Raw genomic sequence first — 24,765 nt, forward strand, 5'->3', positions numbered from 1 at the left:
ACGCCCCCCGGCGACCCCGGCGAAGCCGCAGGTCACGGCAGGTGACCGCGCCCGCTCCGGGCACGGGGCCCGCTCGGTAGGCTGGAGCGGTTGGTCCGCCCCATCACCGCGAGGGAAGCAACACCCGTGAGTCCTGGCTTCGCCCCCCTGCCCGCGAGCGTCGACCTGCCGAGCGTCGAGCAGGAGATCCTCGAGCGCTGGGACAAGCGCGACGTGTTCCGCCGGTCGCTGGAGCAGACCGCGCAGGGCGAGCCCTGGATCTTCTACGAGGGCCCGCCGACCGCCAACGGCACGCCCGGCACGCACCACGTCGAGGCACGCGCCTTCAAGGACCTCTTCCCGCGGTTCAAGACGATGCGCGGCTACCACGTGCCGCGCCGCGCGGGCTGGGACTGCCACGGCCTGCCGGTGGAGCTCGCCGTCGAGTCCGAGCTGGGCTTCACGAGCAAGGGCGACATCGAGCGCTACGGGATCGCCGAGTTCAACGCCGCGTGCCGCGAGTCGGCGCTGCGCAATGTGTCGGCGTTCGCGGCGATGACCGAGCGCATGGGCTACTGGGTGGACCTCGACGAGGCCTACATGACGATGGCCCCGCGCTACGTCGAGAGCGTCTGGTGGTCGCTCAAGGTCATCCACGAGAAGGGCCTGCTGGTCGAGGACCACCGGGTCACCCCGTACTGCCCGCGCGACGAGACGCCGCTCTCCGACCACGAGGTCGCCCTCGGCTACGAGGACACCGTCGACCCCTCGGTCTACGTCCGCTTCCCGCTGACAGATGGCCCCTGGGGGGCGAGCGCAGCGACGGGGGACGGGCGCGCCGGCGCGGACATGCTGGTGTGGACGACGACGCCGTGGACGCTGCCGTCGAACACGGCGGTCGCCGTCGAGCGCACCGTCACCTACGCCCGCGTGGCGCGCGACGACGGACCCGACCTGGTACTCGCGGAGGACCTCGTCGCCCACGTCCTCGGCGACGACGCGGAGATCACCGAGCGCCTCTCCGGTGCCGAGCTCATCGGCTCCCACTACACCCGCCCGTTCGCGCTGCTCGACGCGGCGGACTTCGGTGACGACGCCTGGCGCGTGGTCCACGGCGACCACGTCACGACGGAGTCCGGCACCGGCCTGGTGCACATGGCGCCGGCGTTCGGCGCCGAGGACCACCAGGTGGCCCGCACCGAGGGCCTCGGGATGGTCAACCCGGTCGGGCCGAACGGGCACTTCCACGACGACGTCCCGCTGGTCGGCGGGGTGTTCTTCAAGGCCGCCGACCCGGCGCTGGTGGCGGACCTGCGCGAGCGCGGTGTGCTCTTCCGCGCCGCGGACTACGAGCACTCCTATCCGCACTGCTGGCGCTGCCACACGCCGCTGATCTACTACGCGCTGCCCAGCTGGTTCATCCGCACGACGGAGATCCGGGACCGGCTGCTCGAGGAGAACGAGAAGACCAACTGGTACCCGCCGCACATCAAGCACGGCCGGTACGGCGCCTGGCTGGAGAACAACGTCGACTGGGCGCTCTCCCGCAAGCGGTACTGGGGCACGCCGCTGCCGGTGTGGCGCAACGACGCCGACCCGGCCGAGGTCGTCGTCGTCGGGTCCCTCGCCGAGCTGGGCGAGTGGGCCGAGCAGGACCTCTCCGAGCTCGACCCGCACCGCCCCTACGTCGACGACGTCACCTTCCCCGCGCCGAGCGGTAACGGGACCATGCGCCGCGTGCCCGACGTCATCGACGTCTGGTACGACTCCGGCGCCATGCCGTTCGCCCAGTGGGGCGCGCCGCACCACCACGAGGCGGACTTCGAGGCGGCCTACCCGGCGCAGTACATCTGCGAGGCGATCGATCAGACCCGCGGCTGGTTCTACTCGCTGATGGCGGTCGGCACGCTGGTGTTCGACCGGTCCTCCTACGAGAACGTCGTCTGCCTGGGCCTGCTGCTCGACGAGCAGGGCCGCAAGATGTCCAAGCACCTCGGGAACATCCTCGACCCGTTCGAGCTGTTCTCGACCCACGGCGCCGACGCGCTGCGGTGGCTGATGCTGGCGTCGGGCTCGCCGTGGGTGGACCGGCGCGTCGGGCACGAGGCGCTGCGCGAGATCGTCCGCAAGGTCCTGCTGACCTACTGGAACACCGCGTCGTTCCTCGTCACCTATGCCAACGCGGCCGGCTGGACGCCGGGCACCGCCGCCCCGGCCGCCGCGGAGCGCCCGGCGATGGACCGGTGGGCGCTGGGCGAGCTGCGGGCCTGCGTCACCGAGGTCACCGAGGCGCTCGACGACTTCGACTCCTCGCGCGCCGGCCGCGCGATCACGGCCTTCGTCGACGACCTGTCGAACTGGTACGTCCGCCGCTCCCGGCGCCGGTTCTGGGACGGCGACCCCGCGGCGCTCGCGACGCTGCACGAGTGCGTGGAGACGGTCAGCCGCCTGATGGCGCCGTTCACGCCGTTCGCCACCGACTACGTGTGGACGCTGCTGCAGGGCGAGGGCGGCGCCGGCCTGGCCGAGGGCACCCCGGACTCGGTGCACCTCGCGGCGTGGCCCGAGGTGACGCCCGCACCCGACGGCGAGGCGGTGCTGCGGCGGGAGATGGACCTGGTCCGCCGCGTCGTCGAGCTCGGCCGCTCCACCCGGGCGGCCTCCGGGGTGCGCACCCGTCAGCCGCTCTCGCGCGCGGTCGTCTCCGCGCCCGGGTTCGCCGACCTGGCGGCCGCCGCGGACGACCACGCCGGCCAGGAGCGCGAGCTGCTCGACGAGATCTCCGACGAGCTCAACGTCGCCGCGGTCGAGACCGCCGGCTCGGACCTCGTCGAGATCGAGGTGAAGCCGAACTACCGGGCCCTGGGCAAGCGCTTCGGGAAGCAGACCCCGGTCGTCGCCGACGCCGTCAAGGCGTCGACCGACGCGCCGGTCGACGGGGTGCTGACGGTGACCGTGGACGGCTCCGACGTGCAGCTCTCCGGCGACGAGATCCTCGTGTCGGAGACGCCGCGCGAGGGCTGGGCGGTGCGGACCGAGGGCGGGCTCTCGGTGGGGCTCGACACCGAGCTCACCGACGAGCTGCGAGAGGCCGGCCTGCTGCGCGACGTCCTGCGGTTCGTGCAGGACACCCGCAAGCAGCTCGGGTTCGAGGTCTCCGACCGGATCGAGCTGTGGTGGACCGCCTCCCGGCAGGACACCGCGGACGCGATCCGGAACGGCGAGGTCACCGTCGCCGCCGAGTGCCTCGCCGTCGCGGTCACCGAGGGCGAGGGACCGGGTGACCTGTCCGCGCAGCGCTCGGAGGATCTCGGCCTCACCGTGTGGGCCCGCGTCCGCGCCTGAGACCCCGTCACGTGCTCCCCCGCACCACCAGCCGGGGCGAGAGCAGGCGGTGCTCGGCGGGGTGGCCGTCCACCCGGCGGCCGAGGACCTCGAGCAGGGTGCGGCCGAGCTCGTACTTGTCGGTGTGCACCGTCGTCAGCGGGGGGTCGAGGAGGGCGGCCATGGTGATGTCGTCGTAGCCGACCACCGCGACGTCCTCGGGCACCCGGCGGCCCGTGGCCCGGAGCGCCTGCACCGCGCCGATGGCGAGGAGGTCGTTGAACGCGAACACCCCGGTGACGTCGGGGTGCCGGCCGAGCAGTTCGCGGACCGCGGCCGACCCCGCGGTCACGGTGGGCGGGCCGGTGACGACGTGGCCCGCCGGCTCGGGGTGGTCGTGCTCGCCGAGGACGGCGAGGAACGAGCGGCGCCGCACCGGCTCGACGCCGACGGCCCCGTCGAGCATCCCGAGCCGGGTGTGCCCGCGGGCGTAGAGGTGCTCGACGGCGGCCCGGGTGCCGGCGCCGAAGTCCGAGATCACCGAGGCCACGCCCTCCCCCGGGGAGCGACGGTCCGCCACCACCAGCGGCAGCCGCCGCCCGAGGGCGACCAGGGACTCGTCGTCGAGGGCCTCGAAGAAGCCGATGGCCCCGGCCGCGCCGGAGTCGACGATGGCGCGCGTCGCCTCCCGCTCGGCGTCGGCGTCGGCGTCGGTGTTGTGCACGACGACGGCGAGGCCGCGTCCCGCCGCCGCGTCGAACACGCCGCGGGCGACGGCCGGGAAGAACGGGTTCGCGATGTCGGAGAGGATCAGCGCGAGCGTCCCGGCCCGCTGGGTGCGCATGCCGCGGGCGAACGCGGAGGGGCGGTAGTCGAGCTCCTCGATGGTCGCGAGCACCCGGTGCCGGGTGGCCGCGCTGATCTCGCCCTTCCCGTTCATCGCGCGCGACACGGTCTGGCGTGAGACCCCGGCGGCCCGGGCGACGTCGTCGATGGTCACGCGCACGCCCGGGTGGGGGGTCCAGCCGTCCCCGTCGTCCACGGACGCACCCACGCCGCCGACCCTAGACGTCCCGCCGGGCGCCCGGGGCCGGCGCGACCTCGCGCACCGTCGGCTCCGGGCCGCGGGCGGCGGCCCGGCAGGCGGCGGCGACGTCCTCGAGGGCGGCCCGCGGGACGAGCGCGAGCACCGAGCCGCCGAAGCCACCGCCGACGATGCGCGCGCCCAGCGCCCCGGCTCCCTCGGCCGCGGTGACCAGGGCGTCGACCTCGGGCACCGAGACCGCGAAGTCGTCGCGCAGCGAGGCGTGCGACGCCGCGAGGACCGGCCCGACGTCGGGCGCCTTCCCGGCCCGCAGGAGCGTGACCACCTCGTGCACCCGCGCCTCCTCGGTGACCACGTGGCGGGCGCGGCGGCGCAGCACCTCGTCCGCGAGCCCCTCGACCCCGGCGAGGTCGGCGTCGCGCAGCGCCGGCACGCCGAGCGCCGCGGCGGCCGCCACGCACGCGGCCCGCCGGTCGGCGTACCCGCCATCGGCGAGATCGTGGCGGACCCGCGAGTCGACGACGAGGATGCCCAGCCCGGCCTCCTCGAGGCCCAGCGCGACGTCCTCGGTGGCCATCGACCGGCAGTCCAGCAGCAGCGCCGAGCCCTCCCGGCACAGCAGCGACGCCGCCTGGTCCATGATCCCGACCGGCGCGCCGACCACCTCGTTCTCGGCCCGCCGCCCGGCCGCGGCGAGGGCGAACCGGTCGAGGTCGGCGCCGCCCAGCTCGGCGACGGCGAGGGCGACCGCGCTCTCCAGCGCCGCCGAGGAGGAGAGCCCGGCCCCGAGCGGCACCTCCCCGTGCACCACGAGGTCCCAGCCCGACGGCTCCAGCCCCGCCTGCTCCAGCGCCCACACGGTGCCCAGCGGGTAGGCCGCCCAGCCGGTCGCCTCCCGCAGGGTCCCGACGGCGGCCGTGGCCGGCCCGGTGCCCGGGTCCGACGAGCGGACGGTGACGGTGCCGTCGGGGCGGCGCCCGGCCGCGACCCAGGTGCGGCGGTCGATGGCGAAGGGCAGGACGTGCCCCTCGTTGTGGTCGGTGTGCTCGCCGATCAGGTTGACCCGGCCGGGCGCGGAGAAGACCCCGTCGGGGGCGTGGCCGTGGGCGTCGAGGAAGGCCGCCCGGACGTCGTCCAGGGCACTCATGCCGGCACCGCCACGTCGGCCGCCGCGGCCTGTAGCCGTGCCCCGGCGACCTCGGGCGCGACGTCGGTGAGGAACGCCCCGCCGAAGGTCTCCGAGCCGGCGAGGTACTTGAGCTTGCCCTCGCCGCGGTGCGGCGGGCAGATCTCGAGGTGCAGGTGGCCGAGCGCGCGCTCGTCGTCGGGGACGTTCACCGGCGCGCTGTGGATGCCGAGCAGGTAGGAGGTGCGGAACCCGAAGAAGGCGTCGTAGCCCGCGAGCACCCGGCCGAGGACGCGCGCGAGGTCGTCGCGGGCGGGGCCGTCGAGCTCGGGCATCGTCCCGACGTGGGCCCGGCTCCAGACGTCGACCTCGTACGGGAAGCGCGCCCACGGCGGCACCCCGGCGAGGAAGTGGGTGCCCTCGACGACGACGCGGGGCCCGCCGGTCTCCTGGGCGACGACGTCGCAGAACACGCACCGCCCGGTGCGGTCGCGGTGCTTCGCGGCGGCGCGCTGCTCCCGCGCGGGCCGGGGCGGGACGTCGGGGTAGGCGTAGATCTGGCCGTGCGGGTGGTGCAGCGTCACCCCGACGGCCTCGCCCTTGTTCTCGAACGGCAGCACGTAGGCGACCCCGGGGTCGGCGGCGAGGGCGGCGAAGCGGTGCGCCCAGGCGTCGACGAGCAGCCGGATCCGCTCGACCCCGACCGAGGCGAGCGTGGCCTCGTGCTCGTCGGTGAAGACGACGACCTCGCAGTGCCCGTAGGCGGGCTCGACCGGCACGAGGTCGGTGCCCTCGACGTCGGGCGCGGGCGGGTCGGTGGTCAGCGACGGGAAGCGGTTGTCGAAGACCGCGATCTCGTAGTGCTCGCGCGGGATCTCGGTCTCCGGCCCGCCGGGGCGGGTCGGACACAGCGGGCAGGCCGCGGCCGGGGGCTTGTAGGTGCGGTCCTGCCGGTTGGTCGCGAAGGTGACCCACTCGTCGTGGGTGGGGTCGTAGCGCCGCTCGCTCACTGCGCCGCCCTCGCACCCGCGACCTCGAAGTACGTGATGTGACGGCCGTCGGCCAGGAGCTCCCCGGTGACCACGAGACCCGGAACGGTGGCCGGCCCCGCCTCCACGTCAGGAACGCCTCGTTGCGGACGTCCAGTGTCAGGAACGCGACGTTCCTGACGTCGCCAGCCGTCCGGCGTCGTCATCGATCGCCCTCCTCACCTCGGTGCTCTTCATGCCCTCTTGACGTCCACCACGGGAGGGGCGACCCTGTGGCCCGCCTTACGATAACGTTCACGGGAACATTCTCGGAACACCCGCTCCAGTGCAAGGGGACGCGATGCTGCGCCTGAATCCGGGATGGCTGGACTACACGCTCCTGGCGCTCTACTTCGTGGTCGTCCTGGGCATCGGCGTCGTCGCGCGCCGCGCCGTGGGGACGAGCGCAGATTTCCTCCTCGCCGGCCGCGCGCTCCCCGCGTGGGTGACCGGCCTCGCCTTCGTCGCCGCCAACCTGGGCGCCACCGAGATCATCGGCATGGCCGCCAACGGGGCGGAGTACGGCGTCGCGACCGTCCACTACTACTGGATCGGCGCGGTCCCGGCGATGGTCTTCCTCGGCATCGTCATGATGCCGTTCTACTACCGCTCCAAGGTCAGATCGGTTCCGGAGTTCCTACGGCTCCGCTTCGGGAACGGCACGCACGTCCTCAACGCGGTCGTCTTCGCGGTCGCCTCGGTGCTCATCGCCGGCGTCAACCTCTACGCGCTGGCCATCGTGCTCAACGCCCTGCTCGGCCTGCCGCAGATCTGGGGCATCGTGCTGTCGGCCGCGGTCGTGCTCGTCTACATCGGCTTCGGCGGCCTCGGCTCGGCGATCTACGGCGAGGTGCTGCAGTTCTTCGTCATCCTCGCCGGGCTCATCCCGCTCGCGATCGTCGCGGTGCGCCACGTCGGCGGCTTCCACGCGCTGGGCGAGAAGGTCACGCAGTCGGCGCTCGGGCCGGAGGGCCTGCACGCCTGGCAGGGCACCGGGATCGGCAGCGTCACCAACCCGATCGGCGCCAACTGGATCTCGATCGTCCTGGGCCTGGGCTTCGTCCTGTCGTTCGGCTACTGGACCACCAACTTCGCCGAGATCCAGCGCGCCCTCTCCGCCAAGGATCGCTCCGCCTCGCAGCGCACCCCGCTGATCGCCGCGTTCCCCAAGCTCTTCATCCCGGCCGTGACGATCATCCCGGGCCTCGTCGCGCTCGTCGCCATCCCCAACTTCGGCAACGAGAGCTCGGGCGGGCTCGAGTACAACGACGCGATCCCCGCCCTCATGGGCCAGCTGCTCCCCGAGGGCGTGCTCGGCATCGCGATCACCGGCCTGTTCGCCTCGTTCATGGCGGGCGTCGCGGCGAACGTCAGCTCGCTGAACACGGTGGTCACCTACGACCTGCTCCAGCCCTACCTCGCGAAGGGCCGCAGCGACCGGTACTACCTGACCGCGGGCCGGTGGGTGACCGTGGCCGGCGTCGTCATCGCGATCTTCACCGCGCTGCTGGCGTCGTCCTTCAACAACATCATGACCTACCTGCAGTCGCTGTTCGGCATCTTCAACGCGCCGATCTTCGCGACGTTCATCCTCGGGATGTTCTGGAAGCGGACCACCGGCTGGGGCGGCTTCTCCGGCCTCTTCACCGGCGTCATCGCCGGCACCCTGGTGTTCGTGCTCGCCGAGGCCGGCGTCGTGGACTTCGGCTCCGGCATCGCGGTGAGCTTCTACCAGGCCGGGGCGGCGTTCCTCGTCGACGTCGTCGTCACCGTCACGGTCTCGCTGGCCACCGCCCGGCCCGAGCCCGAGCGCCTCGCCGGCATCGTCTACGGCGTCCCCGGCGCCGACGGCGTGGTCCCGACGCTGCGCCAGCCCCGCGAGCGCGTCTGGTACCGCAAGCCGGTGCTGCTCGGCAGCATCGCGCTCGTCATCACCGTCGTCCTCAACATCCTCTTCGCCTGAGCCCGGGAGTCACCATGAGCGAAGCAGCCAGGAGCGGGCCGGCCAGGAAAGAGTCAGCCCGGAACGAGTCGGCCCAGGGCGAGTCGGCACACGGCGGCCCGCAGGACACCGTGCAGACCGGCAGCCGCATGCAGCGGCTCTTCGACCTGCGCTACGTCATCGGGGTCCTGCTCGGGATCTACGGGATCGTCCTCGTGGTCCGGGGCGCGCTCGACGGCCCCCAGCAGCTCGCCCAGGCGGCGGGGACGGCGATCAACCTCTGGACCGGCATCGGCCTGCTCGTCGTCGCGGTGGTCTTCCTGGCGTGGGCGCGGCTGCGCCCGCTCGGGATCGACACCACCGAGGAGGAGTAGGCCCACCCGGCGCGGTGCGGCCCGGGAGGCGCGGCCCGGGCCCACCGCCGGGCGTCGCGGCCCTCAGACCGGGGGTCCGACGTCCGGCACCGGACCCATCCAGGGCGAGCGGCCGTCGGCGAACGTGATCGGCGGCAGCAGCGTCCGGATGGGTCCGGCCGAGCTGTCCACCTCGACGAACCGCCCGCGCCGCTCGTGCTGCGGGTGGGTGAGCACCTCGTCGAGCGTGCGACGGCGGGCGTTGGCCACGCCCGCCCGCTCGAGCCGCTCGACGAGCTCGTCGCCGGTCAGGTCCGCGAGCACGGCGTCGATCGCCGCGTGCAGCGCGGGCCGGTTCTCGACGCGGGCCGATCCGCTCGCGAAACGCTCGTCCTCGGCGACCGACGCGTCGCCGAGCACCACCTCGCAGAAGCGCTGCCACTCGCGCTCGTTCTGGATGCCGAACACCACCTCGACACCGTCTCCCGCCGCGAACGCGCCGTACGGGGCGATGGCCGGGTGGCTCGTCCCCGCGCGGACCGGGGCGCGCCCGCTCCCGGCCGCGTACTGCAGCGGGAAGCCCATCCACTCGCTCAGGGCGTCGAAGAGGCTCACCTCGAACGCGGCGCCCTCGCCGGTGCGCTCCCGGTCGTAGAGCGCGGCGAGGATGCCGGAGAACGCGTACATGCCCGCGCCGATGTCGGCGGCCGGGATGCCGGCCTTGGCCGGGTACTCCTCCGTGCCGGTCACCGAGACGAGCCCGGCCTCGGCCTGGATGAGCAGGTCGTAGGCCTTGGCGTCGCGGTAGGGCCCGGTCGAGCCGTAGCCGGAGATGCTGCAGTGGACCAGGCGCGGGTGGTCCCGGCGCAGCGCGTCGGCGCCGAGCCCCAACCGCTCGGCCGCGCCGGGGGCGAAGTTCTGGACGAAGACGTCGGCGCCGCCGATCAGCGCGCGGACCCGCGCCAGCTGGTCGGGGTCCTTGAGGTCGGCGGTCACCGACTCCTTCGACCGGTTCAGCCACACGAAGTGGCTGGAGAGGCCGTGCACGACCGTGTCGTAGTCGCGCGCGAAGTCGCCCCGCCCCGGGCGCTCGATCTTGACCACGCGGGCGCCGAGGTCCGCGAGGTGGCGGGTCGCGAGCGGGGCGGCCACGGCCTGCTCGCAGGACACGACGAGGACGCCCTCGAGGGGCAGGGGTCGCGACGCGGAGTCGGTCATGACGACGATCGTGCCGGTCCGACCCGAGGTCCGCTCCACGTCACACTCCGACACCTCTCCGAAGTCGCGTCACGCGAATGGGTGTAGATCGTTCCTTCGTCGAGTGGTCGCTCTCGAGCAGCGGTGGCGACCAGAGCGTGACGGGAGCGGCGCCCGATGAGACGCAGTGCGCGCACGGCGACGGCGGTGGTCATCACCTCGGCCTTCGGCCTCGTGGTCGCGGCGACCTCGACCCCCGGCGGTCCCCCGACCGTGCTCGCGGCGGGCGGACAGGTACTGCTCGCCGATCACGACGACGACGGGTCGGGGTCCGGCTCCGGCTCGTCGGCGCACGGGTCGGGTTCGGGTTCGGTGCTCGACCTGGGGGGCGCGCTGTCGGTGTCGCACTCGTCGCACTCCTCGGGCTCCGGGTCGCACTCGTCCGGCTCGCACAACTCCGGTACGTCGTCGCACTCGTCGTCCTCGTCCTCGTCCTCCTCTTCGTCGGGATCGCACGACACCGGCACCGTCCACCTGCCCGCCGTGCAGCTCCCGAAGGTCGAGTCGGGCAGCACGTCCGCGGCGAAGGCCCCGGCGTTGACGCCCGAGGTGAAGCTCCCGGTGGTGCAGACGCCCGAGGTCAAGCTCCCCGCGGTGCAGACGCCCGAGGTCGAGCTCCCCTCGGTATCGGTCCCTTCCGCGTCGGTGCCCTCCGTGTCGGTGCCCTCGGTGTCGGTGCCCTCGGTGTCGGTGCCCTCGGTGTCAGCGCCCTCGGTGTCAGTGCCCTCCGTGTCGGTGCCCTCCGTGTCCGTGCCCTCCGCCCTGGTCGCCGTGCCGAACCTGCCCCTGCCGGCGCTGACGCCGTCCATCTCGCTGGCGAACATCGCCCCGCTCCTCGCGCCCGCCGACGTGCTCGCAGGGGTGCTGCAGAGTCCGGCCCTGCCCTCGGCGCTCCCGTTGTTCGGGCCACCCACCGGCGACCAGGGCGTCCTGCGCGTCGCGCACCTCTCGCCCTCGACCGGCGCCGTCGACATGTACGCCGAGGGACCCGGCCTGCCCCTCACGAAGGTCGCGTCCGACGTCACCTACCGGGGCGTGAGCAGCTACCTGGCCGCCACCCCCGGCATCTACACCCTCCAGGCCCGCCCGGCCGGCGCCGCCCCGACGTCCCCGCCGGCGCTCACGGCCGCCGTCGCCGTCTCGCCCCGCTCGGCGCAGACGGCCGCCTTCGTGGACGTCGGGCCGAACGACTCACCCCAGGCCGAGGTGCTCGACGACGGCAGCACGCCCGCGCCGCCCGGCAAGGCCTACGTGCGGGTCGTCTCGGCGGCGGCCGGAGTCGGACCGATGGACGTCGTCGCGCGCGGCGGGGGCGCGCTCGCCCAGGGCCTCTTCTACGGGTCGGGCTCCTCGTACACCGAGGTCGACGCCAGGACCTGGACGATGGACGTCCGGACGTCGAACGGCGAGACCGCCGTCGCGACGGTGCCGGTGCCGAGCACCGCGGTCGCGACCGTCGTCGTCGGCCGCGACGCCCACGGCGCCCTCGCCGCCACCGCGGTCCCGGACGCCGCCTCGGCCTTCGCCGCCGCCGCACCGGCCGCGGCGTCCCCGGCGCCCGCCGCACCCGCCCCGGCAGCACCCGCGTCGCCGGCTCCCGCGTCCCCCGCACCCGCGTCCCCCGCCCCCGCGCCGACCTCAGCGGCACCGACCACGACACCGGCACCGTCCGCCCCCGCGACGACCTCTCCCACGCCGCGGCCGGCTCCGACGTCACCGCCGAAGCGGCTGCCGCGTGGCGGGGTCCCGGCCGGGTTCGGCGGGCTCGCCGACCTGGAGAGTCGCCTCGTCCCGGTCCAGGTGCGCTCGGCCCCGGCGGCCTCGCCTGCTCCGGCGTCGCCTGCTCCGGCGGCCCCTGCTCCGGCGGCCCCTGCTCCGGCGGCCCCTGCTCCGGCGGCGGCGCCCGCTCCCGGAGCGAGCACGCTCGACGCGGCGCCCGGCCCCTCGCTCGTCCCGCTCACCCAGCGCCGCGCCGCGCCGGCCGCCCCGGCGCTGGTCCCGCTCCCGGCCCGCCCGGCCCCGACCGCCCCCGCCCTGGTGCCCCTGACGGCCAAGCCGGCCCCGGCCGCCGTCGCCACCGGCGCCCGTCCCGCCGGCCTCGTCGTGCCCGCCGCCGGGATCGACGCCCCCGACGTCGGGACCCTGGGCCTGGACGGGGACGGCGAGCTGCAGGCACCGGCGACCCCGAACGACGTCGGCTGGTACCACGACGGCGCGAGCCCGGGCGACCCCGGCACCGCGGTGCTCGTCGGGCACGTCGACTCCTGGCGCGGTCCCGGCGTCTTCTGGCGCCTCCGCGACCTGCGCCCCGGCGACGCCATCGACGTGCCCCGCAGCGACGGCACCGTCGCGCACTTCGCGGTGGACGCCGTCGAGACCGTCCCCAAGGACGCCTTCCCGTCGGAGAAGGTCTACGCGCCGACCGCCGGGCCGTCGTTGCGCCTCATCACCTGTGGCGGGCCGTTCGACCGGTCGGTGCGCTCCTACGAGGACAACGTCGTCGTCTACGCCTCGCCCCGCTGATCGACCTCCGTGGAGAGAAGTGCCCCACATGTGGGGCAGTTCCTCCCACGGATCGCGATCATGGGAGGCGGAACCCGGCCTGGCACGGCGCCGCGGCCCGGGGAATGCTCGCCGGCGTGGACATCCGCCCGGCCCGACCCGAGGACGCCGATGCCGCCGCCGCGATCGCGGCCGTCGTCGCCGAGGAGGGGACCATCGGCGCGCAGCCGCCGGTGGACGTCGCCGCCCGCGCCGATGCCCTCCGGTCCCTGCTCGCCGCAGACGGCCGCGGCGGGATGTGGGTGCTGTGCGGCGACGACGACCGCGACCGCGACCACGGGCCCGTCGTCGGCGTCGCGACCGCCGTCGAGCGCATCACCGGCGTGCTCAGCATCGCGATGATGCTGCTGCCCGGGGCGCGCGGACGCGGGGGCGGGCGTGGCCTGCTCGACGCCGTCCTCGCCCACGCCCGCGCCACCGGCGTCCACAAGGTCGACCTCGAGGTGTGGCCCGACAACGGCCGGGCGATCGGGCTCTACGCGTCGGCGGGCTTCACCGTCGAGGGCCTGCGCGAGCGGCACTACCGGCGCCGCGACGGCTCGCTGCGCTCGTCGCTGATCATGGCCCGCCGGACCGACGACGGCGGGAACCCCGACGATCAGCCGGACGTTGACGCTTCGTGATCACCAGGCGGATGATCCGGACGATCGTCCGCGGTTCCGAGCACCGTGAGTCACGAGGAGACCTCGATGCGCAGCAACCTGTTCGCCCCCGAGAACCAGGAGCAGGAGTCCGCGCAGCCGGGCCTGCGCCTGCAGAACTCGAAGATGCTCAAGATCGAGCTCGACGGCGAGGCCCTCGCACGCCAGGGGTCGATGGTCGCCTACCAGGGTGACGTCCGGTTCGAGGCCAAGGGCTCCGGCGGGCTCGGCAACTTCGTCAAGCAGAAGCTGACCGGCGAGGGCGTGCCGCTCATGCGCCTCACCGGGCGGGGCGACGTGTTCCTCGCCGACGCGGCCGCGGACGTCCACCTCATCGACCTCGAGGGTCCCGACGACGCGCTGACGATCAACGGGAAGAACGTCCTCGCCTTCGAGCCGTCGCTCTCCCACGACATCCAGATGGTCCCGGGCGCCGGCTCCATGGGCGGCGCGGGCCTGTTCAACTGCGTCTTCCGCGGTCGCGGCCGGCTCGCGATCACCGCGAAGGGCGCCCCGGTGGTGCTCACCGTCGACGCCCCGACCTACGCCGACCCGCAGGCGGCGATCGCGTGGTCGGCCGGGCTGCAGACGGGTCTGCACCGCGCGGAGCAGTTCGGCCTCGGCACGCTCATCGGCCGCACCACCGGCGAGGCCTTCACGATGTCGTTCGCCGGGCGCGGCTTCGTCATCGTGCAGCCCTCCGAGGAACTGCCGCAGAGCGCGATCAGCGGGACCGGCGGCGGCGACCAGACCGGCGTCGGCGGCGTCGCGGGCGTGCTCGGCGGCTTCCTGCGCTAGACGTCCCGGGCCGGTGCCTTGACCTGAATCGGCGTCGAGGTTGCACGGTCGTCGGCATGACCATCCTGCGACCTCCCGTGACGAACGGCGAGCTGCACCGGCTGATGTCGCTCATGACCGGCGACGAGAAGCACTCGGCCGCCGCCACCTCGACGCTGGACGTGCTGCACGTCCTCTACGACCGCGTGCTGCACGTCGACCCGGCCCACCCCGACGACCCGGCCCGCGACCGCTTCCTGCTCTCCAAGGGCCACGGCCCGATGGCGTACTACGCCGTCCTCGCCGCCCACGGCTTCCTCGACGAGGCCGAGCTCCCCGGCTGGGCGACGCACGGCTCGCGGCTGGGTCTCCACCCCGACCGCACACTCATCCCCGGCGTGGAGATCGGCAGCGGCTCCCTCGGGCACGGCCTGCCGCTCGCGATGGGCACCGCGCTCGGCCTGCGCGCGCGGCGGATCACCCGTCCCGACGGCGGCCCGCGCGTGGTCGTGCTCGTCGGCGACGCCGAGCTCGACGAGGGCTCCAACCACGAGGCCATCGCCTACGCCGGGCGGCGCGGGCTCGCGAACCTCACCGCGGTCGTCGTCGACAACGTCTCGTCGACCCACGGCTGGCCCGGCCTGTGGACCGAGACCGGGCTCGCCGAGCGCTTCCTCGTCGAGGGCTGGCGCGCGATCACGGTCGACGGCCGCGACCACGACGCGGTCGAGCTCGCCCTGGACGCGGCCCACGACGACCGGCCGCTGGCCGTCGTCGCCCGCGTCGAACCGAAGGAGGCCTCGTGACCGCCACGCTCGCCGTCCCGACCACCATGCGCGAGGCGTTCCTGCACGCCGCCGCGGACCTCGTCCACGCCGACGACCGGGTCGCGCTCGTGCTCGCCGACATCTCCGCCGGCGCCGACCCGGTCCCCGCCCTGGCCGCGCGCCACCCCGACCGCGTGGTCAACGTCGGCATCCGCGAGCAGCTCATGGTCGGCGTCGCCGGCGGTCTGGCGCTGGCCGGGGTGCGGCCGATCGTCCACTCCTACGCGCCCTTCGCGGTCGAGCGGCCCTACGAGCAGCTCAAGGTCGACCTCGGTCACCAGGGCAGCGGCGCGGTGCTCGTCTCGATCGGCGCGTCCTACGACGTCGGGTCGGGCGGGCGCACCCACGAGGCCCCCGAGGACGTGGCGCTGATCGACACGCTGCCGGGCTGGACGGTCCACGTCCCGGGCCATCCCGACGAGGCCGACCGGCTCGTCCGCGACGCGGTCGCCGCCGACGGCCTCGTCTACCTGCGGCTCTCCGACGCGACCAACGCGGCGCCGCACCACGGCGCCGGGCTGGTGACGGTGCGGCGGGGCACCGAGGGGGTCGTCGTCGCCGTCGGGCCGGTCCTCGACACCGTGCTCGCGGCGGTGGCCCGCGCCGGCCGCGACCTCACGGTGCTCTACACGACGACGCCGCGGCCCTTCGACGCGGCCGGGCTGCGGGCCGCGGTCGACGCGCTGGCCCCGAAGCACGCGGCCGCGCCGACCGTCACGGTGGTCGAGCCCTACCTCGCGGGCACGTCCGCGCGGGTGGTGGCCGAGGCGCTCGCCGACCGTCCGCACCGCCAGGTGATGCTCGGGACCCGCCGCGAGGAGCTCCGGCTCTACGGCACGCGGGCCGAGCACGACGCCGCGCACGGCCTCGACGTCCGCCAGGTGGCTGACGCCTTGTGAGCACTAAGTGTCGCTATACCGACAGTTAGTGCTCACGAGCCGTCAGGCACCTCCGCACCGCCTCCGGCCCGGCGGCCAGGAGCAGCGTCGGGAGCCGCGGGCCGGTGTCGGAGCCGACGAGGAGCCGGTAGAGCAGCACGAAGAACCGGCGCTGGGCGGCCTTGAGCTCGTCCGTGGGCCTGGTGTCCATCGGTAGGCCCGCCTGGACCTTCGGCACGCCGTAGACCAGCGTCGTCAGGCCGTCCAGCGACCAGTCCTGCTCCAGCCCCTCGAGCAGGAGCCGCAGCGACTCGCGGTCGGTGTCGTCCAGCGACGCGAGCAGCTCCTCGTCGGGCGCGGCGAGCAGCCGGGTGTGCGACTCCTCGGGCATGTAGTGCTCGACCCAGTGCTCGGCGCAGTCGAGCCGCGGCCGCAGGTCGTCGAGCGTGACCGGGTCCTCCGGGTCGCCCGGCACCAGTCCCGACAACAGCCGGCCGAGCTGCTCGGGGTCGCCGGTGGTCACGTCGACGACGGAGGTGAGCGTCCGGAAGGGGACCGGCTGCGGCGTCGTCGGGAGCGCCCGCTCCGCCGTCGTCACCGAGCGGGCGTGCCCGAGCGCCTCGATCGCGCCGGTGGTGCCCGCCGCGACCTTGCGCGAGAGCGCGTCCCACTCGTCGTAGAGCCGGGAGAGCTCGGCGTCGAACGCCACCTTGATCGCCTGGTTGGGACGACGGCGGGCGTAGAGCCAGCGCAGCAGCGGCGCCTCGAAGACCTCGAGCGCCGACGACGGCGTCGGGACGCCACCCTTCGACGACGACATCTTCGCCTGCCCGGAGATGCCGACGAACGCGTACATCGGCCCGATCGGCTGCCGGCCGCCGAAGACCTCGCGGACCAGCAGACCGCCGACCTCGTACGACGAGCCCGGCGACGAGTGGTCCACCCCGCTCGGCTCGAAGTCGACGCCCTCGAACGCCCAGCGCATCGGCCAGTCGACCTTCCAGACCAGCTTGCCGCGGGTGAACTCGCGCAGCAGCACCGTCTCCGACGACCCGCAGGCGCAGGTGAAGGTCATCTCGGTGGTCGCGTCGTCGTAGGCGACGATCGTGGTGTCGTCGGTCCCGCACGCGCCGCAGTAGGGCTTGTAGGGGAAGTACTCCCCCGTCGTGGACCCCACCGCCTCGTCGGGGTCGACGCCGGCGTCGCCGCCCTCGGCAGCCCCCTCGGAGTCGGGCCCCTTCCTCGTCCGGAACCGGCCCAGCACCTCGTCGATGCGCGCCCGCTCGCGCATCGCGAGCAGCGTCGGCTCGACGTAGGCGCCGGAGGTGTACATCTGCGTCTGGCTGATGCCCCGGAACGGGACGCCGAGGCGCTCCAGCGCGTCGACCATCGGGGCCTTGAAGTGCTCGGCCCAGTTCTCGTGCGCGCTGCCGCGCGGCGCCGGCACCGAGGTGAGCGGCTTGCCGATGTGCTCGGCCCACGAGTCGTCGATCCCGTCGACGCCCTTCGGCACGCGGCGGTAGCGGTCGAAGTCGTCCCACGAGATGAGGTGCTCGCAGGCGATCCCGCGGCGCCGGATCTCGTCGGCGACGAGGTGCGGGGTGAGGACCTCGCGCAGGTTCCCCAGGTGGATGGGTCCCGACGGCGAGAGGCCCGACGCGCACACGATCGTCCGGTCGGCGTCGCCCTCCTTCTCGTGGGTGGCGATCACCTCGTCGGCGAGGGTCGCCACCCAGTCCTGCGAGGTCGACTCGGCCGCCTCGCCGCCCCGGCGTCGGCTCACGGGCGGTCCCTCACCGGGTTCGTCAGCGTGCCGATGCCCTCCACCGTCACCGAGACGGTCTGCCCGTCGACCATGGGGCCGACCCCGGCCGGCGTGCCGGTGAGGATGGTGTCGCCGGGCAGCAGCGTCATGACCCGGCTGATGTAGGCGATCTGCTTCTCGATGCCGTGGATGAGCATCGACGTCCGCGACTTCTGCACCGAGGCGCCGTCGAGCGTGGTCTCGATCGCCAGGTCGGACGGGTCCAGCGTCGTCTCGATCCACGGGCCGAGCGGGCAGAACGTGTCGTAGCCCTTGGCGCGGGTCCACTGGCCGTCGGAGGACTGCAGGTCGCGGGCGGTGACGTCGTTCGCGACGGTGTAGCCGAGGACGACGTCCTTCGCGCGCGCCTCGGGCACGTCGCGGCAGGGCTGCCCGATGACGACGGCGAGCTCGCCCTCGTAGTCCACGCGCTGCGAGTCCGGCGGGCGCTGGATGGGCAGGCCCGGCCCGATCACGCTGGTCGAGGGCTTGAGGAAGATCAGCGGGTTGGCCGGGGCGTCGCCGCCGCCCATCTCGGCGACGTGCTCGGCGTAGTTCTTGCCGATGCAGACGACCTTCGAGGGCAGGATCGGGGCGAGCAGCCGGACGTCGGCGAGCGGCCAGGTGCGGCCGGTGAAGGTCGGGTCGCCGAACGGGTGCTCGGCGATCTCGGCGCAGACGTCGCCGGCGGTCGGCTCCCCGCCCCCGGTCGTCGGGGACTGGAGGGCGGCGAAGGAGACACCGTCGGGGTGGGCGATCCGAGCGAGACGCACGGTCACCCACCCTATCCCCGGCGCCCGACCCGCCCGGCGACCACGGGCTCGGACTCGTCGACCCACGCCCAGGGGTCCTGCAGCGCCCGGCCGAGCTCGCGGTTCAGCGTCGCGACGTCGGTGCGCCGCAGCGCCGCCAGCCACACGCCCCGGTCCGTCCAGGTCCAGGCCAGCCGGGGCCACGTCGGGTCCGGGGTCGCGGGCGCGGCGGCGCGCAGGGCGCGGGCCACGGCGACGTGCACGACGGTGCTGAGGTCCTTCCCGGCGCCGAGCCAGTCGAGCTCCCGCTCGTCCTCGCCGAGCGCGAGCCGCAGCCGGGTCCGCACCGCCCGGCCCTCCTCGGCGAGGTCGACCGCGACGAGCCGCACCGCGAGGGCGTCGCCGGCGAGCCGGTCGAGGTCCGCGACCTGCGCGGCGAGGGTGTCCGCGAGCTGCTCGGTGTGGGAGTCGTGGACGGCGAGCGCGCGCAGGTGCTGCGCCGGGTCGAGCCCGGGGTGCCAGTACGGCGCCTCCTCGACGGCCGTGAGCACCGAGTCCACGGTCACCGGCTCCCCCGCGTCGGCGGCGGCCTCGAGGAGGTCGACGGGGCGGGGTGCGTGGGGGGCGAAGAGCCCGGTGCGGTCGAGGATCCCGACGATGCGCGCGAGCTCGGCCCGTCCCGACGCCGAGAGCTCCGGCACGGAGTCCGGGTCGGGCTCGGGGCGGGGGGTCCGGTGGACCGGCCGGGCCGGTCGGTGCACCTGCCACCCACCGACGGGGCCGGAGTGGCGCAGGGCCCGGGCCTCGCGGCCCCGGCGGTGGTGCCGCACGGCCACCGTCGAGAACCCGACGAGGACCACGGCGGCGAGGACGAACAGCACGAGGCCCGACGCGCCCATCTCCCGGTTCTGCAGCCCGAGCACGACGAAGTACGCCGTGATCCCCAGACCGCAGGCACCCCAGAGCAGGGCGAGGACGTCGTCGATCGACGGGCCCCGCACCGTCTCAGGCCAGGCTGCGCGACCCCGTCGAGGACGAGACGAGCGCGGCGAGCCGGTCGCCGACCGCCGACGTCCCGCCGGGGTTCTGGTGGTCGCGGGTGGCGAGGTCGAACGCGACGGCGGCCTCGACGCGGCGGGCGAGCTCCGGCTCGCCGAGGTGGTCGAGCAGCAGCGCGACCGAGAGGACGGCCGCCGTCGGGTCGGCGATGCCCTTGCCCGCGATGTCGGGCGCCGAGCCGTGGACCGGCTCGAACATGCTGGGGTTCGCGCGGCTGACGTCGAGGTTGCCCGAGGCCGCGAGCCCGATACCGCCGGTCACGGCGGCCGCGAGGTCGGTGAGGATGTCGCCGAAGAGGTTGTCGGTGACGATCACGTCGTACCGCGACGGGTCTGTGACAAGGTGGATCGTCGTGGAGTCGACGTGCTGGTAGTCGACCGACACGTCGGGGTGCTCGAGCGAGACCTCCTCGACCACGCGCGACCACAGCGAGCCGGCGTGGGTGAGGACGTTGGTCTTGTGGACCAGCGTCAGCTTGCGACGCGGGCGGTTCGCGGCGCGGGTGAACGCGTCGCGGACGACGCGCTCCACGCCGAACGCCGTGTTGATGCTGACCTCGGTCGCGATCTCCTGCGGGGTGTCCTTGCGGAGCAGCCCGCCGGTGCCGGCGTACGGGCCCTCGGTGCCCTCGCGGACGACGACGAGGTCGATCTCCGGCTGGGCCGACAGCGGGCCGCGGACGCCGGGGTAGAGCCGCGCCGGGCGCAGGTTGACGTGGTGGTCGAGCTCGAAGCGCAGCCGCAGGAGCAGCCCCCGCTCGAGGATGCCGCTGGGCACCGACGGGTCGCCCACCGCGCCGAGCAGGATCGCGTCGTGGTCGCGCAGCTCGGTGAGCACCGACTCCGGCAGGAGCTCACCGGTCGAGTGCCAGCGGGCGGCGCCGAGGTCGTAGTGGGTCGACTCGATCTGGGGCGCGACCTCGCCGAGGACCTTCAGCGCCTCCCCGACGACCTCGGGTCCGATGCCGTCCCCGGGAACCACCGCGAGTCGCATGACCAGACTTCCTCCCCCGACGGGCCGACCTCGATGGTGCGACCGGGCTCACCTGCGGTGGAGGCTACCGCGCGTGTCGAAGGGGCTCCGCACCGGATCACCCGCTCGACGGTCGCGCCGGATCGACCTCACCCGTTCGGGGTCAGCCGAAGGGGATCAACCGGGTGGTCCGGGCGCCGAGCGCCTGCCCGATCGGGGCCAGGACCTCCTCGCCGACGGGCTGGTCGACGCGCAGCAGGATGAGTGACGACGCCTTGTCGGTCGTCTGGGACATCTGGGCGGCCTCGATGTTGATGTCCGATTCCCCCAACAGGGTCCCGACGGTGCCCAGGGCACCCGGGCGGTCGGCGTACTCGACGAGCAGGACGTGGCCCTCGGCGCGGATGTCGAAGGAGCGGCCGTTGACCTCGACGAGCTTCTCGACCTGGTCGCGGCCGGTCAGGGTCCCGGAGACGGTCACGGCCTCGCGGCCGTCGTGCAGCCCCCGCAGGGTCACCATGCTGCGGTGGTTCGGGCTCTCGGTGGCGGTCTCGACGTCGACGGTCACCCCCCGCTCCTGCGCGAGGGCGGGAGCGTTGACGAAGGTGACCGGCTCGTCGACGACCTCGCCGAAGACCCCGCGCAGCGCGGCCAGCCCCAGCACCGCGACGTCCTCGTGGGCGAGCTCGCCGCGGACCTGCACCGTGATGCCGGACGGCTGCCCGACCAGCGTCGAGAGCAGCGTCCCGAGCTTCTGAGTGAGGCCCAGCCAGGGCCGGACCTCCTCGCCGACCGTGCCGCCCTGGACGTTGACGGCGTCGGGCACGAAGTCGCCGCGCAGCGCGCGCAGCACGCTGTGGGCGACGTCGGTGCCCGCGCGGTCCTGGGCCTCGGCGGTCGACGCGCCGAGGTGGGGCGTGGCGGTGACCTGCTCGAGCTCGAAGAGCGGGCTGGAGGTGGTGGGCTCGGTGACGTAGACGTCGACGCCCGCCCCGGCGACGTGCCCGGAGCGGATGGCCTCGGCCAGCGCCTCCTCGTCGACGAGGCCGCCGCGGGCGGCGTTGACGATGATCACGCCGGGCTTGGTCTTCGCGAGCGCCTCCTTGCCGATGAGCCCCTGCGTCTCCGGGGTCTTCGGTAGGTGGATCGTCATCATGTCGGCCCGGGCGAGCAGCTCGTCGAGCCCGACGAGCTCGATGCCCAGCTGGGTGGCGCGACTTGCCGGGAGGTAGGGGTCGTAGGCGATGACGTGGGCGTCGAACGCGGAGATGCGGGCGGCGAACAGCTGGCCGATCTTGCCGAGGCCGACGACGCCGACCGTCTTGCCCTGGATCTCCACGCCCGAGTACCTCGAGCGCGCCCACTCGCCGCGGCGCAGGCTCGCGTCGGCGGCCGGGATGTGGCGCGCGGTGGCGAGGAGCAGCGCGAGGGCGTGCTCGGCGGCCGAGACGATGTTCGAGGTGGGGGCGTTGACGACCATGACGCCGGCCGCGGTGGCGGCGGGGACGTCGACGTTGTCCAGCCCGACGCCGGCGCGGCCCACCACGGTCAGCCTGGTCTGGGCCGCGAACACCTCGGCGTCGACCTGGGTGGCGCTGCGGACGAGGAGGGCGTCGGCGTCCCCGACGGCCGCAAGCAGCGCGTCCCGGTCGGTGCCGTCGACCTGCCGGACCTCGACCTCGTCGCCGAACACCTCCAGCGTCGACGGCGCGAGCTTCTCGGCCATCAGGACGACGGGCCTGGCGTTCGGCGGGGTCACGGTGTGCGGCGCTCCTGGGTCGGCGGCTTCGGGCGCACGCCGAGGACCCGGGGCGAGCACGTCGGCGTGCCGGTGGGTCATCGTGCCCACGGTCACGCGACCTTATCGCCGCCTTTGTGATCCAGCTCTCATGGTCCCCCCGGGCCCGCCGCCCCGGCCCCGGCCCCGGCTGGAAGCAATGGCGCATCCCTCCCGTGTGGCGGGAGCACGGCGCCATCCGCTCAGGGACGCGCCCCCATCCCGCCTGGAGCAATGGCGCATTGCTCCCACCGGGTGACAGAACGGCGCCACTGGCTCGCAGCGCCGGTCCCGCGCCCGGAACCCGACCACCGACCCCGACACCCGACACCCGACCCCCGACGCCCGCCCGACCGACCTGCGTCACGCGCTCCGCGGCAGGTCGGGCTGCCACCGCACGAGCGGGGTCGGCAGGTTCGCGGCGACCCGGATCGCGTCGAGGACGTCCTGGTACAGACCGGCTGGGTCCCGCGCGATCCGACTCGGCCGAATCCCGTACACGTGCAGCCCAGCCGACCGGTAGGCGCGGTGCTGCCGCTCGGTCTCCACGACCTGGTCCGCCGTCGAGAAGTGGTGCTCCGTCGAGTCGATCGGGAGGACGAGCCCGATCTCCGGCACGTAGGCGTCCGCGATCCCGAGCAGACCGGTGGCATCGCTGAGGCGCACGTTGAACACCACGCTCTGCGGCAGGTCGGGGTGCTCCGACCACCACGCGTGGAAGTCGAACTCCGCTGCCGAGCGGGCGCCGTCCTCAGCGGCCCGCAGCACCGCTCGTGGGGTGGCGCTCCCCCGCTGGGACCCGGCGTCGAGCTCTTCGAGGAGCGTCCCGACGAGGAGCATTCTCCGCTGCACGGGCTCGGTGAGGATCGCCGCGATGTCGGAGCGGTCCCGCATCCGGCGCGCCGCGTCGAGGACACATCGCTCGACGGGCGCCACCGGCAGCTCGTCCCGGACGATGGCCGGACGGAGGCGAGTGGTGCGCTCGACCCGGATCGTCGGCGTCGACTGGACCCGCATCCCCGCGGGGACGAGCAGGTGGACCGCCGCCGGCAGCTCGCCGCGCCGGAGCAGGTGGGCGCGGGCGGCGTCGAGCCCGGTGAGGAGCGCCCGGTCGCCGGCGTAGACGAGTCCCGCCCGCACGAGCTGGCGTCTGGTCGGCGTGCCGGTACTCAGCCGGACGGTCGCGGGAGCCATCAACGTCCACGGGCCGTCGTCCTGACACCAGCGGTAGATGGTGCTCTCCGGCATGCCCAGGCCCATCAGGGTCCGGACGTGGATGGTGTCGTCGACGGCCGCCTCGCGGATGCGTCCCATCTCCGCGGCCCACCTGCCTCGCCTCATGTCCGAAGCGTGCTGGGGTCCGGCGCGGCGCCGTGAGCGTCGAGCGAACGGGTTGGGGACAACCCGGGCCCCACTGCCGGTGGGGACGAACGACGACGGCGGACGTACCAACGCGGTACGTCCGCCGTCGTCGTCACCGCTCCGCGGGTGAGCGGCGCCGTCCTGGCACCCGATGCCAGGAATGCGCCATTGCTTCCGGACGGGGCGGCCGCACACCTGCGAGCGAACGGCGCCGTTCTGGCACCGGACGCCAGGAATGCGCCATTGCTTCCGGACCGGGGCGACCGGCCAGGACACTCAGGTGCGGTCGCGCCCGATCCACGGCATGAGGCCGCGCAGCTTGGCGCCGACCTGCTCGATCTGGTGGGCCTTGCCCTCCTCCTCGAGCTTGGTGAAGTTCGGCCGGCCGTTCTCGTCCTCGGCGATCCACTCGCGGGCGAACGAGCCGTCCTGGATCTCGCCGAGGATGCGGCCCATCTCCTCCTTGACCGCGGAGTTGACGATGCGCGGGCCGCGGGTGAGGTCGCCGTACTCGGCGGTGTCCGAGCAGCTCCAGCGCTGGCCGTAGATGCCCTTCTCGTACATGAGGTCCACGATCAGCTTGAGCTCGTGGAGGCACTCGAAGTAGGCGATCTCGGGCTGGTAGCCGGCCTCGACCAGCGTCTCGAACCCGGCCTGGACCAGCGCGGAGGTGCCGCCGCAGAGGACCGCCTGCTCGCCGAAGAGGTCGGTCTCGGTCTCCTCGGTGAAGGTCGTCTTGATGACGCCGGCGCGCCCGCCGCCGATCGCCGCCGCGTAGGAGAGCGCGAGCGCCTGGGCGTTGCCCGACGCGTCCTGCTCGACCGCGATGAGGCACGGCACGCCCTTGCCGTCGACGAACTGCCGACGGACGAGGTGGCCCGGGCCCTTGGGCGCGACCATCGCGACGTCGACGTCCTTCGGCGGCTGGATGAGGTCGTAGCGGATGTTGAAGCCGTGGCCGAAGAAGAGCGCGTCGCCCGAGTTCAGGTTCGGCGCGATGTCGTCGGCGTAGATGTAGCGCTGCTTGGTGTCCGGCGCGAGGATCATGATGAGGTCGGCCTCGGCGGCCGCCTCGGCCGGCGTGACGACCCGCAGGCCCTCCTCCTGCGCCGCGGCGCGGGACTTCGAGGACTCGGGCAGGCCGACGCGGACGTCCACGCCCGAGTCGCGCAGCGACAGCGAGTGGGCGTGGCCCTGGCTGCCGTAGCCGATGACGGCGACCTTGCGGCCCTGGATGATCGAGAGGTCGGCGTCGGCGTCGTAGAAGACCTCGGCGTTACCGATGGAGCTCATGGGGACT

Annotated in this window: 19 protein-coding genes; 8 read left to right on the forward strand and 11 right to left on the reverse strand. The window is 74.0% G+C overall.

Annotated elements, in window-relative coordinates:
- Window positions 1-126 precede the first annotated feature (126 nt).
- Window positions 127-3,324 carry an isoleucine--tRNA ligase gene (ileS, locus tag HH311_RS15445; RefSeq protein WP_169184566.1) on the forward strand — a complete coding sequence of 1,066 codons (3,198 nt, stop codon included), beginning with the start codon at window positions 127-129 and terminating at the stop codon, window positions 3,322-3,324.
- Between the two features lie 7 nt (window positions 3,325-3,331).
- On the opposite strand, the gene HH311_RS15450 is transcribed toward ileS, so the two are convergent.
- The 3 genes from HH311_RS15450 to galT are packed head-to-tail and all read right to left on the reverse strand — an operon-like array spanning window position 3,332 to window position 6,484.
- Window positions 3,332-4,357 (reverse strand): LacI family DNA-binding transcriptional regulator, encoded by a 1,026-nt coding sequence (locus tag HH311_RS15450; protein ID WP_169184567.1) that lies wholly within the window; start codon window positions 4,355-4,357, stop codon window positions 3,332-3,334.
- Between the two features lie 10 nt (window positions 4,358-4,367).
- Complete coding sequence (gene galK, locus HH311_RS15455; protein ID WP_169184568.1) at window positions 4,368-5,495, reverse strand: galactokinase; 1,128 nt, start codon at window positions 5,493-5,495, stop codon at window positions 4,368-4,370.
- On the reverse strand, window positions 5,492-6,484 hold the full coding sequence (gene galT / locus HH311_RS15460) for a galactose-1-phosphate uridylyltransferase (protein WP_169184569.1): 993 nt from the start codon (window positions 6,482-6,484) through the stop codon (window positions 5,492-5,494). Before galT ends, galK begins: the two co-directional genes overlap by 4 nt.
- A gap of 319 nt (window positions 6,485-6,803) precedes the next feature.
- On the opposite strand from galT, the gene HH311_RS15465 reads away from it, so the two are divergent.
- Both HH311_RS15465 and HH311_RS15470 read left to right on the forward strand, forming a co-directional pair.
- On the forward strand, window positions 6,804-8,465 hold the full coding sequence (locus tag HH311_RS15465) for a sodium:solute symporter family protein (RefSeq protein ID WP_169184570.1): 1,662 nt from the start codon (window positions 6,804-6,806) through the stop codon (window positions 8,463-8,465).
- A 14-nt stretch (window positions 8,466-8,479) separates the two neighbouring features.
- Window positions 8,480-8,818, forward strand: a complete 339-nt coding sequence (locus tag HH311_RS15470) for a hypothetical protein (RefSeq protein WP_248292635.1) — start codon at window positions 8,480-8,482, stop codon at window positions 8,816-8,818.
- Between the two features lie 63 nt (window positions 8,819-8,881).
- On the opposite strand, the gene HH311_RS15475 is transcribed toward HH311_RS15470, so the two are convergent.
- Window positions 8,882-10,015 carry a CaiB/BaiF CoA-transferase family protein gene (locus tag HH311_RS15475; protein WP_169184571.1) on the reverse strand — a complete coding sequence of 378 codons (1,134 nt, stop codon included), beginning with the start codon at window positions 10,013-10,015 and terminating at the stop codon, window positions 8,882-8,884.
- Window positions 10,016-10,171: 156 nt separating this feature from the next.
- Here HH311_RS15475 and HH311_RS32715 point away from each other — a divergent pair, with 156 nt between their 5' ends.
- The 5 genes from HH311_RS32715 to HH311_RS15500 all read left to right on the forward strand — a co-directional run bounded on the left by HH311_RS32715 (window position 10,172) and on the right by HH311_RS15500 (window position 15,760).
- Entirely contained in the window at window positions 10,172-12,577 is a 2,406-nt protein-coding gene (locus HH311_RS32715) for a class F sortase (protein WP_169184572.1), read from the forward strand.
- A gap of 116 nt (window positions 12,578-12,693) precedes the next feature.
- Window positions 12,694-13,239, forward strand: a complete 546-nt coding sequence (locus tag HH311_RS15485) for a GNAT family N-acetyltransferase (protein ID WP_169184573.1) — start codon at window positions 12,694-12,696, stop codon at window positions 13,237-13,239.
- A gap of 66 nt (window positions 13,240-13,305) precedes the next feature.
- Window positions 13,306-14,055 (forward strand): AIM24 family protein, encoded by a 750-nt coding sequence (locus tag HH311_RS15490; protein ID WP_169184574.1) that lies wholly within the window; start codon window positions 13,306-13,308, stop codon window positions 14,053-14,055.
- A 56-nt stretch (window positions 14,056-14,111) separates the two neighbouring features.
- Window positions 14,112-14,840, forward strand: coding sequence for a thiamine pyrophosphate-dependent enzyme (locus HH311_RS15495; protein WP_169184575.1), 729 nt, complete (start codon window positions 14,112-14,114; stop codon window positions 14,838-14,840).
- A gap of 26 nt (window positions 14,841-14,866) precedes the next feature.
- Window positions 14,867-15,760, forward strand: a complete 894-nt coding sequence (locus HH311_RS15500) for a transketolase family protein (protein WP_169184717.1) — start codon at window positions 14,867-14,869, stop codon at window positions 15,758-15,760.
- Window positions 15,761-15,785: 25 nt separating this feature from the next.
- On the opposite strand, the gene lysS is transcribed toward HH311_RS15500, so the two are convergent.
- From lysS to ilvC, 7 genes are all read right to left on the reverse strand, one after another.
- Window positions 15,786-17,522 carry a lysine--tRNA ligase gene (gene lysS, locus HH311_RS15505; protein ID WP_169184576.1) on the reverse strand — a complete coding sequence of 579 codons (1,737 nt, stop codon included), beginning with the start codon at window positions 17,520-17,522 and terminating at the stop codon, window positions 15,786-15,788.
- Window positions 17,519-18,316, reverse strand: a complete 798-nt coding sequence (locus HH311_RS15510) for a fumarylacetoacetate hydrolase family protein (RefSeq protein ID WP_169184577.1) — start codon at window positions 18,314-18,316, stop codon at window positions 17,519-17,521. The genes lysS and HH311_RS15510 overlap by 4 nt, the downstream gene beginning before the upstream one ends.
- 11 nt (window positions 18,317-18,327) lie before the next feature.
- Window positions 18,328-19,296 (reverse strand): hypothetical protein, encoded by a 969-nt coding sequence (locus HH311_RS15515; RefSeq protein ID WP_169184578.1) that lies wholly within the window; start codon window positions 19,294-19,296, stop codon window positions 18,328-18,330.
- 4 nt (window positions 19,297-19,300) lie between these two features.
- Window positions 19,301-20,347 (reverse strand): 3-isopropylmalate dehydrogenase, encoded by a 1,047-nt coding sequence (locus HH311_RS15520; protein WP_169184579.1) that lies wholly within the window; start codon window positions 20,345-20,347, stop codon window positions 19,301-19,303.
- Between the two features lie 142 nt (window positions 20,348-20,489).
- Window positions 20,490-22,052: a phosphoglycerate dehydrogenase gene (gene serA / locus HH311_RS15525; RefSeq protein WP_248292653.1), complete on the reverse strand. Its 1,563-nt coding sequence runs from the start codon at window positions 22,050-22,052 to the stop codon at window positions 20,490-20,492.
- A gap of 414 nt (window positions 22,053-22,466) precedes the next feature.
- Window positions 22,467-23,444 carry a hypothetical protein gene (locus HH311_RS15530; protein ID WP_169184581.1) on the reverse strand — a complete coding sequence of 326 codons (978 nt, stop codon included), beginning with the start codon at window positions 23,442-23,444 and terminating at the stop codon, window positions 22,467-22,469.
- Between the two features lie 297 nt (window positions 23,445-23,741).
- Entirely contained in the window at window positions 23,742-24,758 is a 1,017-nt protein-coding gene (gene ilvC, locus HH311_RS15535; protein WP_169184582.1) for a ketol-acid reductoisomerase, read from the reverse strand.
- Window positions 24,759-24,765 lie beyond the last annotated feature (7 nt).

This window comes from Actinomycetospora sp. TBRC 11914, from assembly GCF_012933465.1.
GTDB lineage: Bacteria > Actinomycetota > Actinomycetes > Mycobacteriales > Pseudonocardiaceae > Actinomycetospora.